The organism is Staphylococcus sp. HMSC069E10 (assembly GCF_001809205.1).
GTDB lineage: Bacteria > Bacillota > Bacilli > Staphylococcales > Staphylococcaceae > Staphylococcus > Staphylococcus hominis.
Window position 1 is genome coordinate 12,470 of the sequence record NZ_KV796468.1, and the last position, 17,016, is coordinate 29,485.

A 17,016-nucleotide genomic window follows, 5' to 3' on the forward strand; every position below is an offset into this window, starting at 1 on the left:
TTATGAAAAGATGGCAAGGTTTAGTAGAAGAATTTAAAGATTATTTACCGGTGAATGAAGATACACCTAAACTTACTTTAAATGAAGGACATACACCACTGATTCACTGTGCTAATATATCAGAAATGCTAGATATTGATTTATATGTTAAATATGAGGGTGCTAATCCAACTGGTTCTTTTAAAGATAGAGGAATGGTAATGGCTGTAACAAAAGCGAAAGAACAAGGTAAAAAAGTGGTGATTTGTGCTTCAACAGGAAACACTTCTGCCTCAGCAGCAGCTTATGCTGCACGTGCAGGTTTAAAAGCAATTGTAGTGATTCCCGAAGGAAAGATTGCTTTAGGTAAACTTTCGCAAGCGGTCATGTATGGTGCAGAAATTGTCTCAATTGAAGGTAACTTCGATGAAGCATTAGAAATCGTTAAAGAGATTGCACAAAATGATGATGATATTGAATTAGTAAATTCTGTTAATCCATTTAGAATAGAAGGACAAAAAACAGGTGCATTTGAAATTGTCGAACAATTAGAAGAAGCTCCAGATGTTCTAGCAATCCCAGTAGGAAACGCAGGAAACATTACTGCTTATTGGAAAGGCTTTAAAGAGTATCATGAGAAAAAAGGAAGTCAACTTCCTCAATTATTTGGTTTCCAAGCAGAAGGAGCCTCACCAATTGTTCAAAATAAAGTCATTAAAAATCCTGAAACAATCGCTACAGCAATCCGTATCGGTAATCCAGCAAGTTGGAAAAAAGCAACTGTTGCGTTAGAAGAATCAAATGGCCTCATTGATAGTGTGACTGATGATGAAATTTTAGAAGCATATCAATTAATGACATCTAAAGAAGGTGTATTTAGTGAACCAGCAAGTAATGCTTCAATTGCTGGTTTAATCAAATTACAACGTGCTGGAAAATTGCCGAAAGGTAAAAAAGTAGTAGCAATATTAACTGGTAATGGACTAAAAGATCCAGACACTGCTATCTCAATTTTAGATAATCCAATTCAACCGCTTCCAAACAATAAAGAAAGTATTATCAATTATATTAAAGGAACACTTTAATATGAAGCCATCACTTCACCTGAAAATACCTGCATCAACTGCTAACTTAGGAGTAGGATTTGATTCTATTGGTATGGCAATTAATAAATATTTATACCTATATGTTGAGGAAGCGGAAGGCAGTAACTGGGAATTTAAATATTTAAATGAAGAGTTAGACTCATTACCGAAAGATAAAAGTAATTATGTCTATAAAGTTGCACAACAAGTAGCTGAAAAATATAATGTAACTTTACCTAATTTAAAAGTGTCGATGAGAAGTGAAATTCCATTAGCAAGAGGGTTAGGATCATCTGCATCCGCTTTAGTTGGAGCATTATATATCGCTAACTACTTCGGTAATATTCAATTATCTAAGTATGAATTACTACAACTAGCTACTGAAATAGAAGGGCACCCTGATAATGTAGCACCTACAATTTATGGTGGATTACTCGCAGGATATTATAATCCTGAAACCAAAGAGACAAATGTGGCACATATTGATATACCTGATGTAGATGTAATTCTTACTATCCCAACATATGAACTCAAAACAGAAGACTCACGTAGGGTACTTCCAGATAATTATTCTCATGAGAAGGCAGTTCAAAATAGTGCGATTAGCAATACAATGATTTGTGCATTAATTCAACATAATTATGACCTTGCCGGAAAAATGATGACACAAGATGGTTTTCATGAACCTTATCGTCAACACTTGATTCCTGAATTTGAAAAAGTAAAAGTACTATCCCAAAAATATGATGCTTATGCTACAGTGATTAGTGGAGCAGGTCCAACGATATTGACATTGAGTCGTAAAGAAAAAAGTGGAGAACTTGTTAGAACATTAAAATCAGAAATAACAACTTGCGATTCTGAACATGCAACAATTAATAATGTAGGTGTTATTGAAGAAGTTGTGTATCCTTCATAAAATTATTGTAAAATAGATAAGAGCAAAAATGAAAGGAGAGCAACTAAGAAATGAGTAACTATAAAATGATTGTTATGGATATGGATGACACTTTAATGACAAGTGATAATGTAGTTAGTCCTGAAACCAAAGACTATTTAATTCAACTACAAGAAGAAGGATATAAAATTGTTTTAGCTTCTGGAAGACCAACTGAAGGAATGATTACAGTAGCTAAAGAATTAAAGTTAGATCATTATCAAAGCTATATCATTAGTTATAATGGCGGTAAAACAATTAACGCTAAAACAGAAGAAATTGAAGTAAGTAAAAGTGTAACTAAAGATCATTTTGATAAAATTACAGACTATTGTCGTAAAAAAGGCTTTTTAACATTAACGTATCAAGACGGACAAATTATCTTTGATACAGAACATGAATATCGTAAAATTGAATCAGAATTAACTGGTCTACCTATGAAACAAGTGGATGATATTAAAGCATATATTCAGTCTGATGTACCTAAAACAATGGGCGTTGATTATGAAGAAAATATTTCAAAAGCACGTAACGAATTAAATGGAACATTTAATTCTGATATTGATGTGACGACGAGCAAACCTTTCTTCCTGGAATTCATGGCTAAAGATGTTTCTAAAGGTAATGCAATTAAAGCTTTATGCGAAAAGTTAAATATTTCATTATCAGAAGTGATTTGTTTTGGAGATAGCCTCAATGACCAATCAATGTTTAAAGTTGTAGGATATGCTGTAGCAATGGGAAATGCGAGTGAAGAATTAAAAAAAATTGCAGATAAAGTTACATTAGATAATGATTCTAATGGTATACCAGTAGCGCTTAAAGAATTGCTATAAAACATTTATATAAATTAAAAAGGAAGCGGAATGAATTCGTATTGAATCATGTTTCGCTTCCTCTTTTTTATTATCATAACTAATTATTTAGCAGTATGTGTCCAGTCATGTTTACCTTTATTTCTTTTTACATGAGCATATACTTGATCAGCTGCATAATCTAAATTTGTATATACTGTTATTGTATATGCAGATTGGTTAACGTGAAATGGCTCATCTCGAAATACATCTTTTAAGTGTGTAAATAAGTTTTCCATTTGATCATGAGTTAGACTAGGATACTCACGCAATGTACGTTTCAGTAATTGTCCATTTCTTTCTTCTAAAGATTGTACGACAATAACAAAACGTTCATCACTCTTTATTACGTCATCAAATAAATTTGTTTGACCTACCATACTCAATCACCTCTAAGTCGTTATCGTTATACTCATTATACAAAATAAACGACTATTAGAAAATATACATATTGTGTTTAGGAATAAAAACGGGAGTAGAATTGTATTTAATTCTACTCCTAAATAAACGATGATATTAATCATGATAATGATGGGTTGTAAGATCCATGTGATCTAATTTTACAAATTTAGTTTTACGAATCAATTTATGCACGATAAAGATAATTGCTAAGACAATTAAAGGCATGATATTAACAAAAAAATCGCCTATATTACCATTAAATAGATCACCGATAGAATTACCAAGGTATAAGAAAATTAATGTAGCAAACACAATGATAGGGCCTAGAGGGAAAAGTGGTGATTTGTAAGGCAATAATGTGTTAATATCTTTGCCTTGACGTTTAATCCCTCTACGTAAACGTATTTGAGCCCATGCACTTATTGCCCATACAATAATTACTAAAGAGCCAATGATATTTAACAAGCTAAATACTGCATTAGCATAGAAATTAGCTAGAATAATAATTGCTACTACTAAAATGTAAGTAGTGACTATTGAACGCATCGGTAATTTCGTTTTATTATTTAATTTACTTAAAAACTTTGGTGCTTGCTTTTCATCACTCAAAGAGAAAAGCATTCTACTTGTTGTATACATTCCAGAATTCGCTGCAGATAGTAACGATGTAAGAATGACAGCATTAATAATTGATGCTGCAAATGCTATACCGATTCGATCGAAAACTATAGTAAATGGACTTTGAGATACCGATTGATTTTTATTTAATAATAAAGGATCAGTATAAGGAATAATAGCTGCAATGACGACAATAGATAAAACATAAAACAATAAAATTCTCCAAAATACTTGCTTAACAGCTCTTGGCATAGTTTTTTCAGGATTATCAGATTCACCTGCAGTGACAGCTACAACTTCCGTACCACCCACAGAAAATCCTGCTACAAGTAATACTGCTAAGAAACCAGATAAACCACCTACAAAAGGTGCTTCACCTTTGATATAATTCTCGAATCCATATGTATGTCCACCAAGAATACCAAAAATCATTAATATACCAACAACAATAAATACAATAATTGTGATTACTTTAATTAATGATAACCAAAACTCTGTTTCGCCAAATGCTTTAACAGTAAAGATATTTAATAGGAATATAATCGTTATAAAAATTAAACTCCATACCAGAGGACTGAAAATTTTAAATACATCCCAATAAAATAAAACATTAGAAGCTACCATTACATCAACGCTTGATACTAAAGACCATAGAATGTAATACAACCATCCCATTGTAAAACCGATAGACGGATCAATGAAACGGGTAGCATATGAACTAAACGAACCAGATACAGGATAAAATGTAGCAAGTTCTCCAATAGACGACATTAAAAAATAAAGCATGATTCCTATCAATAAATAAGCTAAGATAGCTCCTCCAGGTCCTGCCTGAGAAACGACACTACCTGTAGCAACAAAAAGTCCAGTACCTATTGCGCCTCCGATAGCAATCATAGATATGTGTCTTGACTTAAGACCGCGTTTCATATTGTTATCTTCCATATAATATCTCCTAAATTAAAATTTAAAATATACAAATCATTTTAATCGTTTTAGGTCAAGTATTCAATAACTTTTGAATAATTTGTTTTAAAAATTTTAAATTTTCTGATTTTTTAAAACGATTAGTTTTTGGTACGTAGAAGGAAACTGATTAAATTAAAAGAAACTTATTGCGTAAAAATAAAGGATATGATAGAATTTTAAATCGTAAGAATTCCTAATTATATATAACAAGAAAGGATGTTATTGATGCGCGTTAATGTAACTTTAGCTTGCACTGAATGTGGCGATCGTAATTATATTACAACAAAAAATAAACGTAATAACCCTGAGCGTATTGAAATGAAAAAATATTGCCCAAGATTAAATAAATACACGCTACACCGTGAAACTAAATAATTCCTTATCTTTTAAATACGACAAAAAGATAAACTATTATAGACTCATACATGTTTAAGATGAATAACATGTGTGAGTCTTTTAATTTTAAAATAATTGTCTTTGTAATTTTTTAAAAGTATGTTAAGATATAAAACGTAATTATTACGATTTGTAAAAAGGAGATATTATATGGCTAAAAAATCTAAAATAGCTAAAGAATTAAAAAGAGAAAAATTAGTAAATCAATATTATGAATTACGTAAAGAACTGAAAGAAACAGGAGATTATAAAGCATTAAAAAAATTGCCAAGAGATTCATCTCCAACTCGTTTAACAAGAAGATGCAAAGTTACAGGACGCCCAAGAGGTGTAATGAGAAAATTTGAAATGTCTAGAATTGCATTTCGAGAACATGCTCATAAAGGTCAAATTCCTGGTGTGAAAAAATCTAGTTGGTAACTGAAACTAATACTTTAGTCCATTTACATTGTATTTAAAAAATTGTAAAGTATATAAGGATATAAATAATAAGAGCGAGGAAAAGGTGATTTCTCGCTCTAGATTACGTTATAAATGATTTTTTAAAGCGTCAGATATTTTATTTATGTCTACAGTGTCTTTTTAATTTTTAATGTATAGGGGAAATTTAAAGTATGAAAATTTTTGATTATGAAGATATTCAATTAATTCCAAATAAATGTATTGTTAATAGTAGATCTGAATGTGATACAACTGTACAATTTGGACCTAAAACTTTTAAGTTGCCAGTGGTTCCTGCTAATATGCAAACAGTTATGAATGAATCTTTAGCTGAATGGTTTGCAGAAAATGATTATTTTTATATTATGCATCGTTTTGATGAAGCAGGTCGCATACCTTTTATAAAAAAAATGCAAAATAAAGGACTTTTCGCTTCTATTTCAGTGGGTGTAAAGGAAACTGAATTTGAATTTATAGAAAAATTAAAAACTGAGCATTTAATACCTGAATATATTACAATTGATATCGCCCATGGTCATGCTAATTCGGTTATTAATATGATTAAACATATTAAAAAACATATTCCTCAATCATTTGTTATTGCTGGTAATGTAGGAACGCCTGAGGGAGTAAGAGAATTAGAAAATGCTGGTGCAGATGCTACTAAAGTTGGTATAGGACCAGGACGAGTGTGTATTACTAAAATTAAAACTGGATTTGGTACAGGAGGATGGCAATTAGCTGCATTAAACATTTGTAGTAAAGCTGCACGTAAACCAATTATTGCTGATGGAGGTATTAGAACACATGGTGATATCGCGAAATCTATTCGTTTTGGAGCCACTATGGTTATGATTGGTTCATTATTTGCAGCGCATGAAGAATCTCCTGGCAAAACAGTTGAGTTAGATGGTAAACGTTATAAAGAATATTTTGGTAGTGCTTCCGAATTCCAAAAAGGAGAACATAAGAATGTTGAAGGGAAGAAAATGTTTGTGGAACATAAAGGTTCATTAAAAGATACCTTAGTTGAAATGCAACAAGATCTTCAAAGTTCAATTTCCTATGCTGGCGGCAAAGATTTAAAATCACTAACTACTGTTGACTATGTTATTGTAAGAAACTCAATTTTTAATGGTGATAGAGATTAATATATATTTAGTAGGTGAATGTTATTAAAAAATTCCTTTTATTTACTGCAATATTTCTGTTATTTATCATTATAAAACCCATCGAAGAAAACCAGTTTTTTATTCATTTGCAAAATAATGTAAGAGATAAAGTAGAAGTTTTATTAAATGAAGATACAAGCTATAAAAATAATGTGCTTAAAGTTCCAAAAAAACAAGAATTCGCAGTTAATAATATTCAATTAAATATGTCACAAAAGGAAGTAGAAAATAAGATAGGGCGACCAAAAAGAGTGACTTCAAATGAATATGGTACAAAATGGTACACTTATTATAATGATGATTATCAAAATTTTTTAATGGTAAGTTATATTAATAATAAAGTTAATGCTTTATTTAGTAATCAAAACATTATAACTTCTAAATCTAAAATTAAATATAATACCCCTAAAAAAGTGGTTGAACAACGTCTTGGTAAGCCAGTAGATAAAATTGCAAAAGGACGTAATCGTTTTGTTGTAAAAAATGATGAATATGATGTTTTTTATAAAGATCACATTTATACAACTGCATTTTACGATAAACATAATAAAAATAACTTAACAGGGTTGTTGCAAGTGAGTGAATCGATGGAAAACCGATTACAAAAGCAATATGGTGCACCTTCTACAACGCTAGAAAAAAGCTTTGAATATCAAAACTTTGATTTAGTTAATGCAGAAAGAAAACAACACGGATTAAATACATTGGATTACTCTAAAAAAATATCTAATACTGCAAGAAAACATAGTGAAGATATGGTTAAAAATAATTATTTTGAGCATACTGATTTAAATGGTCATTCACCTTTCGATAGAATGAAACGTGATGGTATACAATTTAATGCTGCTGCTGAAAATTTAGCTTATGGTCAACAAAGTAGTATTTATGCTCACGAAGGACTTATGAATTCTCTAGGACATCGGGAAAATATTTTAAATACACACGTTAATACATTAGGTGTAGGTGTAGATTTTAATAATAAGCGACAACCATTTTGGACAGAAAACTATGCTGGATAATGTTTGATTTATAATATATAGGGGTATGTTCTTTTTGCAAGGAAGTTGATATTATGCCTACAAAGAAAAATAAGAAAAAAGATATACTTGATAAAGTTAAAGAGATTTTAAATAAAAAATAAAACTAGAAGTGCTTAGGCACTTCTAGTTTTTTGTATATTAAACATATATATAAGAGATTTTAACGTAACAAACAAGAGATAAACTACAATTCTCTATAAAGACCAATAACTTTACCGATAACTGTTACATTATCTAAGTAAATAGGACTCATAGCACTATTTTCTGGTTGTAAACGATATCGATTTTTTTCTTTAAAAAAACGTTTTACAGTAGCTTCATCATCTTCAGTCATTGCTACGATAATATCTCCATTTTCAGCAATAGTTTGGCTTCTTACAATTACTTTATCTCCGTCTAAAATACCCGCTTCAATCATACTTTCACCGATAACATTTAAAATAAACACATCACTATTGTGTGTGGATGTTAAATGTTCTGGTAATGGAAAGTATTCTTCTATATTCTCTACTGCTGTAATTGGAACTCCAGCTGTAACTTTACCGATAACAGGAACATAGATAGTTTCTTCTCTAGTCATATCATTATTTTGATCACTCACGATTTCAATTGCTCTAGGTTTAGTAGGATCTCTTCTAATATATCCTTTTTCTTCTAATCTAGATAAATGACCATGCACAGTTGAACTTGAAGCAAGACCAACAGCTTCACCAATCTCTCTTACACTTGGTGGATAACCTTTTATTTGAACAACATGTTTAATATAATCATAAATCTCACTTTGTCTTTTAGTTAACTCTCTCATATATAGGCACTCCCTAAGTTTATTTTAATATAGTATAGCATTTTTTGATTTTTTAAACAAACATTTGTTCGTAATACTATTGACTAGGAACACTCGTTCTGTTAAAGTATTTATACAAACAAATGTTCTAGGAGTGAAAATAAATGCTTAGTAATTATACTAGTAATATCATTAAAAATATAATTGTTCTAGTAGTATCTTGCATCGTTTTTCTGGTGTTTTTTACTAACTTATATCAGAACGCTCATACGGAACACATGTACGAAATTACCGATCATACGATCCCTAAAAAAGCGATTTTAAACGATGATTATAAGAACGATATACCCGATAATACAGAACAAACAGACTATAAAGTGTTCGCCTTAGTTAAATAAATATTTAAGAGATATAGATAAAAAGTTATTACTTCTAAGAAATGGGAATATGAAGTATTATATAAAAATACTTCATTTATTTTAGAAAGAGTTTATGATGCTTAGATTTTTTATCTATGTCTCTTTTTGTTATATTAATTAAGTATTTTATATGTATTAAAGAAAAGAATAGGAAGTGTGATGACATGTCAAATAATAATTTAAATATAGATAGAATTAATGAATTAGCAAAAAAGAAAAAAGAGCAAGGTTTAACAGAAGCTGAAGCAAAAGAGCAATCTAAGTTGCGTAAACAATATTTAGATTCTTTTAGAGAAGGATTTAAACAACAAATTGAAAGTACCAAAGTCATTGATCCAGAAGGTAACGATGTAACGCCGGAAAAACTTAAAAAAATTCAAGAAAGTAAAAAGAATGATCAATAGTTAATAACATTTTAATCATTAACATTATAATCTTATCATTTACTATATTTTTAAGTTATAATATAAAAAAGATGATTAATTCTAGAAGGGAAGTATGTAAGATGTTTAATGAAAAAGACCAATTAGCTATTGATACTATACGTGCATTAAGTATTGATGCAATTGAAGAAGCAAATTCTGGTCATCCTGGTCTGCCTATGGGAGCTGCACCAATGGCCTACACGCTTTGGACTCGCCACTTAAACTTTAATCCACAATCTAAAGACTACTTTAACAGAGATAGATTTATATTATCTGCAGGTCATGGTTCTGCTTTACTATATAGTTTATTACATGTCTCTGGAAGCTTAGAATTAGAAGAATTAAAGCAGTTCAGACAATGGGGTTCTAAAACACCTGGACATCCTGAGTTTCGTCATACAGATGGTGTTGAAGTTACAACAGGTCCATTAGGACAAGGATTTGCTATGTCTGTGGGAATGGCTTTAGCTGAAGCGCATTTAGGTGGTAAATTTAATAAAGATGATATTAACGTTGTAGATCATTATACTTACGTGTTGGCTTCAGATGGAGATTTAATGGAAGGTATTTCTCATGAAGCAGCTTCATTTGCTGGTCATAATCAATTAGATAAACTTATTGTATTATACGATTCAAATGATATTTCACTTGATGGTGAACTTAACAAATCTTTCTCAGAAGATGTAAAACAACGTTTTGAAAGTTATGGATGGAACCATATTTTAGTAAAAGATGGCAACAATTTAGAAGAAATTGATAATGCGATTACTAAAGCTAAACAGCAAAATGGTCCTACGTTAATTGAAGTTAAAACAATTATTGGTTACGGCGCGCCAAACGTTAGCGGTACAAATGGTGTTCACGGAGCGCCACTTGGTACTGATGAAAGAAAACTTACATTTGAAGCATATGGATTAGATCCAGAAAAACGTTTCAATGTTCCAGAAGAAGTATATGAAATCTTCCAAACAACAATGCTAAAACGTGCAAATGAGCATGAAGATGAGTGGAAAGAAAAATTAGAAACATATACAGAAAAATATCCAGAGTTAGCTGAAGAATTTAAATTGGCAATCAGTGGTAAATTACCTGAAAATTATAAAGATGAATTACCAAAATTCAGTAGTGATCATAATGCAGCTACTCGTGCAGATTCTGGAGAAATCATTCAAGCAATTAGTAAATCTGTTCCTTCATTCTTTGGTGGTTCTGCAGATTTAGCAGGATCTAATAAATCAAATGTTAAAGAAGCTACAGATTACAATCCTAATACTCCAGAAGGTAAAAATGTTTGGTTTGGTGTAAGAGAATTTGCTATGGGTGCTGCAGTAAACGGTATGGCAGCACATGGAGGTTTACATCCTTATGGTGCTACATTCTTCGTATTTAGTGATTACTTAAAACCAGCATTACGCTTATCTGCAATTATGGGATTGAATGCAACATTTATCTTTACACATGATTCAATTGCTGTAGGTGAAGATGGTCCAACACACGAACCGATTGAACAGTTAGCAGGTTTAAGAGCTATTCCAAATATGAACGTCATTCGTCCAGCAGACGGTAATGAAACAAGAGTAGCATGGGAAGTTGCATTAGAATCTAAACAAACACCAACATCTCTAGTTTTAACTCGTCAAAATCTTCCTTATTTAGATGTAGATGAAGAAACGGTTGAAGAAGGCGTACGAAAAGGTGCATATGTTGTATTTGAAACTGAAACTAAACCTGAATATCTATTACTAGCAACTGGCTCAGAAGTAAGCTTAGCTATTGAAGTAGCTAAAGATTTAGATAAACAAGGTAAAGGTGTAAGAGTCGTTTCTATGCCAAACTGGTTCGCTTTTGAGCAACAAACAGACGAGTATAAAGAATCAGTTATTCCAAAAGAATTAACTAAACGTGTTGCAATTGAAATGGCTTCACCACTCGGTTGGCATAAATATGTAGGCACTGAAGGTAAAGTAATTGGAATCGATGGTTTTGGTGCAAGTGCACCAGGAGACTTAGTTGTCGAAAAATATGGCTTTACTAAAGAAAATATTTTAAATCAAATTCGCACTTTTTAATATTATGATTTAGTCAACATAGAGAGAGCGGGGAATGAATTCAAAATGAGTTCTTTCCTGCTCTTTTTTATTTTGTGCATAGCACTTTATATGAAGTTATTTATAAATATTAGTATTCGTGTTAAACAGTTTGTTAATATAAAAGCGAAGAGGTGTTATTCTAAAACTAACTCTTGAAATCAAGGTAGTTATTTAGTAAAATTCAGTAGGATATAGAAAGTGGGTGAAACAATGGCAACTTGGTTAGCAATTTTATTAATCATTGTAGCACTTATCATCGGACTAGTTGGTGGTTTCTTCTTAGCAAGAAAATATATGATGGACTATTTGAAAAAAAACCCACCTATCAATGAAGAAATGTTACGTATGATGATGATGCAAATGGGACAAAAACCGTCTCAAAAGAAAATCAATCAAATGATGACGATGATGAACAAAAACATGGATCAAAACATGAAGAGTTCAAAAAAATAATAGTTATTAAAGGATTGTATGCCATAAGGGTTTACAATCCTTTGTTTTTGTTGTAAAACATTTTTAGTTGGAGTATTTAAGAAGTATAATAGTATTAAACTTTTAGTTATGTGAGTATAAGAAGGTGTAAATTTGGCATATTTAGTTTTTTCCATAGTATTTGCATTGTTTATGGGGATTGTTGTCATAGTTATTCGTATGAAAGCACAAAAGTTCCCTGTAAATGAAAAGAAAATTATTTTACCTCCTATCTTTATGTCGACAGGGGCTTTGATGTATGTTATTCCATATTTTAGATTAACTGGGGCTGAAATTTTAGAATCTATCATTTTAGGTGTGATATTTTCATCTGTACTTATCTGGACAAGTCATTTTGAAGTTCAAGGCGCTGAGGTATATATGAAACGATCAAAAGCGTTTCCAATCATTTTAATTTCACTTTTAATTATTAGAACAATCATAAAAATATTTATTAGTAGCTCTATTGATCCAGGAGAAATCGGAGGCATGTTCTTTTTATTGGCATTTAGTATGATTGTTCCTTGGCGTTTAGCTATGTTATATAAATATAAAAATGTTAAAAAATCTTTAGTCTCATAATAGAGATTAATATTATTAGCTTATCTAAAATTAAATAAAATATTATTTTTTGATATTAAATTGAATTGAAGTTTAGAGCGAGTATGTGAGTTCATTGAGAATTCAATCTCGCTCTTTTTTAAAATTAAAGTATAATGCTTTAAAAAGTAAGGGGAATGTTATGAAAATTATACATACTGGAGATTGGCATTTAGGAAAGATACTTAACGGAAAACAATTTCTTGAAGACCAATCATTTATTTTAGAACAATTTATCCAATGTTTAAAAGATGAGAAACCTGATGTAGTTGTGATTGCTGGGGATATTTATGATACAACTTATCCAAGTAAAGAAACTATTCATCTTTTTGAAAATGCTATTCATACTATTAATATAGATATGAATATCCCTATGATTATTTCTAATGGTAATCACGATGGTAAAGAACGATTGAATTATGGAGCTTCATGGTTTGAACATTCCAAACTCTTTATTCGTACAAAATTAAAACATATGAATCAACCTATCGAATTTAATGATGTACATTTCTATGTACTTCCATTTGCTACTATTAGTGAAGTAAAAGAATTTTTTAAAGATGCTTCTATTCAAACTTATCAACAAGCAACAGAAAAATGTATTAATTATATAGTAGAAAATTTGAATAAAGAGAAAATAAATATTTTAATTGGTCACTTAACGATAAATGGAGGAAAAACATCGGATTCAGAAAGACCTTTAACAATTGGGACTGTTGAAAGTGTTACTAAATCATGTTTTAACGTATTTGATAAAGTGTTATTAGGACATTTACATCATCCATTTAGTATTAAAGATGACATTATTGATTATTCTGGTTCACTGTTACAATATTCATTTTCAGAAATAAACCAGCCTAAGGGATATAAACGTTTAGTGGTTCAAGATAAAAATGAACTATCAACATCATTTGTGCAACTTAAACCTTTAAGAGAGCTTGAAGTGGTTGAGGGCGAGTATGATGAAGTGATTCAAGGACATATTCAACCTAAAAATAAAGATAATTATATACATTTCAAACTTAAAAATATGTCGCATATTAGTGATCCAATGATTCATTTAAAACAACTATTCCCCAATACTCTTGCGCTTAGCAATATTACTTTTGAAAATGAGGGGCCTTTACATCAGACACAAATACAACAACAAGACGACCAAACTATTATTAAGCAATTTTATAAGATGATTACAGATAATGAGATGACCAAGTATCAGGAAGAAAAAATAAATAATTTAATCACTTTGGTATCGAATAAGGAGGTCTAAAATGAAACCAATAAAATTAACGTTAAATAATTTTGGCCCATTCTTACATGAAAAGATAGATTTTACTCAAATTAAAAATGATCAGCTTTTTTTAATTAGTGGTAAAACTGGTTCGGGAAAAACCATGATATTTGATGCAATTGTATTTTCGTTATTTGGAAAAGCTTCTACAGAAGGCAGAAGTGAAGCGGGATTAAGAAGTCATTTTGCAGAGGCAAAATCTCCTATGTGGGTTGAATATGAATTTCAACTTAATGAAAAATATTTCAAAATTATTCGTCAAGGTGCTTTTACTAAAGAGGGAAACACTAGTCAAACACCAGGAAAACTAGATGTGTATGAATATGATTCTAAAAGTGAAACATATGAATTAAGAGAAAGTAAAATCAGTGCTGGAAATCAATATATTAAGTCATTACTAGGCGTTAATGCTGAACAATTTAGACAGTTATTTATTCTTCCACAAGGTGAATTTAAAAAATTTTTAGTATCCAATAGTACAGATAAACAGGGGATATTAAGAACTTTATTTAATAGTATACGTTTTGAGGAAATTCAAAATTTGCTCAAAAATGAAATGAAAGAAGAGAAAAAACAAATTGAAAAAAGATACGATCAAATTAAATTACTATGGGAAGATGTTGACGCATTTGATGATGAGCAATTAATTCAATTGAAACAAATCCATCATATAAAAACTCAAGAATTATTGCAGGCTATTCCCAACTTCAAAACGATAGGTCATCAACTCGAAGAACAAAGACTACATATAAAAAATGAGCAAAAAGAACAATTACATTCTATAATAAAACGCATTGATTTAAATAAAAATTTAGAACAACAACTGATTGAATTAGAAGAATACCACCAATTAAAACATCAATTAGATGAACAGATTGAAGACATACAAGCATTAAAAGTAAAATTAAATCGATTAAAAGATACTGGCATGCTATTTAATTTATATGATCAACAACGTTTGAAAGAAGAGAAGTATCAAATAATAAAAACCAAAATAATAGAGACTGAAAATAAAATATCGCAAATAAATAATAAAATAAACATACTTGAAAAAGAACATAAACAATTAAACAAGATGAGTGACTCATACCACTTAAAAAGTGAGAATTTAGAACAATCGAAGCCTTTTTATCATCAATTGGATAAATATCAACAAGCATTTGAAGAGCAAGAACATATTATTCATAATTATAATGAAATGATGGAAGAGCAAGAGCAGTTAATTAATAAAGAACATAAAATGAGTCAATCTATTGATAGCTATAAAATGGATAATAAAGCTATTGATGAGTTGACTGAACAAATATATCAATTACAAAAACAATTAGATGAACAACAAAGTTTAAAAGATAAGTATGAAAAGCAAGTTTCTCTAAAACAACAATATCATCAACATTCAAAAAAGATACAAAATTTAAAAAATGATATTGAAACACTCAATCAACAGTTAGAAAGCATTGATAAACGTAATATTGATTTAAATGATAAACAAACCTTTATTATTGAAATACAGTCAGCGTTACGTATTGGCGATACATGTCCAATATGTGGAAATGAAGTTGAATCTTTAAATCAGCATATTGATTTTGAAACTATTAATCAAAATCATCAATTACTTGATAAACTTTCTGATGAAATTAATGAAAAAAAACAGCATTTAAGTAAAAGCGAAACGACGTGTGAATTACTCTCTCAAAACATATCAGATTTAGGAGAGATAGAGTATGAATCGATTAATTTAGACCAAATCAAAGAAAAGTTACAATGTGCAAAGTCTGAAAAAATACAATTACAACAACAATTAGAAGAGTTAGATAAATTACAACAACAATTTCATGCGTTACAGCAAGAGAAGCATCAGCAGGAACTTAAATTAGAGAAATTAGCTTCTCAAAAACGTCAGAATCAAACTTTAATTCAAGATTTTGAAATAAGCACAGGATATTCAAGTATTGAAACTTTTAAAAATTATTACTTAAGTCTTCGAAAAGAGATTGATGAGTATCATCAACATGTTGATGATACTAATAAAAATATGCAATCATATCAAAATGCGCTAGCTTTAGAAAAAAATAGTGTTGATAATTATTTGACTACGAGTAAAGAACTACAAAACGAATTAGATTATTTTACAACAACTATCCGAAAAGAAATGAAACGATTAGGTTTAGAAAATGAAGATGAAATAAAAAAATTAAAACATGAACTTCAAGATATAGAGCATATTGAAAAAAGAATTAATCACTTCGATAAGGAACAATATAAATATAACGTTGAAATAGAACGATTAACACGTCTTACAAGTGAAAAAGAACTTGAAGATATATCTAATCTTGAAATGCAAAAAGAACATATCGAAGAAAAATATAATCAGTATGTTAATGATGTTGTATCAATACAATATAAAATTAAGAAAAATGATGAAAAATTTGCAAAAATTGAAAAACATATTCACTATTTAGATGAAGAGTTAAAAGAGCAGCAACAAATTTTTAATTTATCTGAGGTTTTATCAGGAAAGAATCATCAAAAATTATCGCTTGAAAACTATGTATTAATCTATTATTTAGAAAGAATTATACATCAAGCAAATATTAGATTAGATATAATGAGCGGGCGAAGATATCAACTTAAACGAAGAGAATCAATATCACAAGGATATAGTGGATTAGAAATCGATGTATTTGATTTATATTCTAATAAGTCAAGACATATTAGCTCATTATCAGGAGGAGAAACGTTTCAAGCATCACTGGCTCTAGCATTGGGATTAAGTGAAGTCGTACAACAAGAATCTGGAGGGATAACGTTAGAATCAATGTTTATCGATGAAGGATTTGGCACACTTGATCAAGAAACTTTAGAAACATCTCTTGATACATTATTAAATTTAAAAACATCTGGACGGATGGTAGGAATTATCTCTCATGTGAGTGAGTTAAAACAACGAATCCCATTAATACTTGAAGTAAATACAAATCAGTATCAAAGTTACACAAAATTTAAATGGAAGTAACAAAAGAGGCTGGGACATAATTCCTAACAA

17 protein-coding genes are annotated in these 17,016 nt (G+C 30.0%); 14 read left to right on the top strand and 3 right to left on the bottom strand.

Annotation, left to right across the window (positions count from 1 at the left end):
- The first annotated feature begins 2 nt into the window (after window positions 1-2).
- From thrC to HMPREF2561_RS00840, 3 genes are read left to right on the top strand one after another with little or no spacing between them, the layout of a single operon-like run.
- Window positions 3-1,064 (top strand): threonine synthase, encoded by a 1,062-nt coding sequence (gene thrC, locus HMPREF2561_RS00830; RefSeq protein WP_017174657.1) that lies wholly within the window; start codon window positions 3-5, stop codon window positions 1,062-1,064.
- A 1-nt stretch (window position 1,065) separates the two neighbouring features.
- Window positions 1,066-1,983, top strand: coding sequence for a homoserine kinase (thrB, locus tag HMPREF2561_RS00835; protein ID WP_017174658.1), 918 nt, complete (start codon window positions 1,066-1,068; stop codon window positions 1,981-1,983).
- A gap of 50 nt (window positions 1,984-2,033) precedes the next feature.
- Entirely contained in the window at window positions 2,034-2,837 is an 804-nt protein-coding gene (locus HMPREF2561_RS00840) for a Cof-type HAD-IIB family hydrolase (protein WP_049379231.1), read from the top strand.
- 83 nt (window positions 2,838-2,920) lie between these two features.
- On the opposite strand, the gene HMPREF2561_RS00845 is transcribed toward HMPREF2561_RS00840, so the two are convergent.
- Both HMPREF2561_RS00845 and HMPREF2561_RS00850 read right to left on the bottom strand, forming a co-directional pair.
- A complete protein-coding gene (locus HMPREF2561_RS00845) occupies window positions 2,921-3,235 on the bottom strand; it encodes a hypothetical protein (protein ID WP_017174660.1) in 315 nt (104 codons plus the stop codon).
- A 136-nt stretch (window positions 3,236-3,371) separates the two neighbouring features.
- A complete protein-coding gene (locus HMPREF2561_RS00850; protein WP_049379230.1) occupies window positions 3,372-4,820 on the bottom strand; it encodes an amino acid permease in 1,449 nt (482 codons plus the stop codon).
- Between the two features lie 249 nt (window positions 4,821-5,069).
- Between HMPREF2561_RS00850 and rpmG the strand changes: the two genes are divergently transcribed.
- From rpmG to HMPREF2561_RS00870, 4 genes are all read left to right on the top strand, one after another.
- Complete coding sequence (gene rpmG, locus HMPREF2561_RS00855; RefSeq protein ID WP_001265708.1) at window positions 5,070-5,219, top strand: 50S ribosomal protein L33; 150 nt, start codon at window positions 5,070-5,072, stop codon at window positions 5,217-5,219.
- Window positions 5,220-5,390: 171 nt separating this feature from the next.
- Complete coding sequence (gene rpsN / locus HMPREF2561_RS00860; protein WP_049379229.1) at window positions 5,391-5,660, top strand: 30S ribosomal protein S14; 270 nt, start codon at window positions 5,391-5,393, stop codon at window positions 5,658-5,660.
- Window positions 5,661-5,854: 194 nt separating this feature from the next.
- Window positions 5,855-6,832, top strand: a complete 978-nt coding sequence (guaC, locus tag HMPREF2561_RS00865; RefSeq protein ID WP_017174662.1) for a GMP reductase — start codon at window positions 5,855-5,857, stop codon at window positions 6,830-6,832.
- A gap of 14 nt (window positions 6,833-6,846) precedes the next feature.
- Window positions 6,847-7,872 (top strand): CAP domain-containing protein, encoded by a 1,026-nt coding sequence (locus HMPREF2561_RS00870; protein WP_019835491.1) that lies wholly within the window; start codon window positions 6,847-6,849, stop codon window positions 7,870-7,872.
- Window positions 7,873-8,077: 205 nt separating this feature from the next.
- On the opposite strand, the gene lexA is transcribed toward HMPREF2561_RS00870, so the two are convergent.
- Window positions 8,078-8,698 (bottom strand): transcriptional repressor LexA, encoded by a 621-nt coding sequence (gene lexA, locus HMPREF2561_RS00875; RefSeq protein WP_002449099.1) that lies wholly within the window; start codon window positions 8,696-8,698, stop codon window positions 8,078-8,080.
- A gap of 143 nt (window positions 8,699-8,841) precedes the next feature.
- Here lexA and sosA point away from each other — a divergent pair, with 143 nt between their 5' ends.
- The 7 genes from sosA (at window position 8,842) to sbcC (ending at window position 16,986) form a co-directional block, all read left to right on the top strand.
- Window positions 8,842-9,075 (top strand): DNA damage-induced cell division inhibitor SosA, encoded by a 234-nt coding sequence (sosA, locus tag HMPREF2561_RS00880; RefSeq protein ID WP_017174664.1) that lies wholly within the window; start codon window positions 8,842-8,844, stop codon window positions 9,073-9,075.
- Window positions 9,076-9,260: 185 nt separating this feature from the next.
- Window positions 9,261-9,500, top strand: coding sequence for a DUF896 domain-containing protein (locus HMPREF2561_RS00885; RefSeq protein ID WP_017174665.1), 240 nt, complete (start codon window positions 9,261-9,263; stop codon window positions 9,498-9,500).
- A gap of 101 nt (window positions 9,501-9,601) precedes the next feature.
- Window positions 9,602-11,590: a transketolase gene (tkt, locus tag HMPREF2561_RS00890; RefSeq protein ID WP_017174666.1), complete on the top strand. Its 1,989-nt coding sequence runs from the start codon at window positions 9,602-9,604 to the stop codon at window positions 11,588-11,590.
- 231 nt (window positions 11,591-11,821) lie between these two features.
- Window positions 11,822-12,064 (top strand): YneF family protein, encoded by a 243-nt coding sequence (locus tag HMPREF2561_RS00895; protein WP_037541068.1) that lies wholly within the window; start codon window positions 11,822-11,824, stop codon window positions 12,062-12,064.
- 132 nt (window positions 12,065-12,196) lie between these two features.
- On the top strand, window positions 12,197-12,664 hold the full coding sequence (locus HMPREF2561_RS00900; RefSeq protein ID WP_002449105.1) for a CcdC family protein: 468 nt from the start codon (window positions 12,197-12,199) through the stop codon (window positions 12,662-12,664).
- A gap of 160 nt (window positions 12,665-12,824) precedes the next feature.
- Window positions 12,825-13,949, top strand: a complete 1,125-nt coding sequence (gene sbcD / locus HMPREF2561_RS00905; RefSeq protein WP_017174667.1) for an exonuclease subunit SbcD — start codon at window positions 12,825-12,827, stop codon at window positions 13,947-13,949.
- Between the two features lies 1 nt (window position 13,950).
- Complete coding sequence (gene sbcC / locus HMPREF2561_RS00910; RefSeq protein WP_049419847.1) at window positions 13,951-16,986, top strand: exonuclease subunit SbcC; 3,036 nt, start codon at window positions 13,951-13,953, stop codon at window positions 16,984-16,986.
- Window positions 16,987-17,016 lie beyond the last annotated feature (30 nt).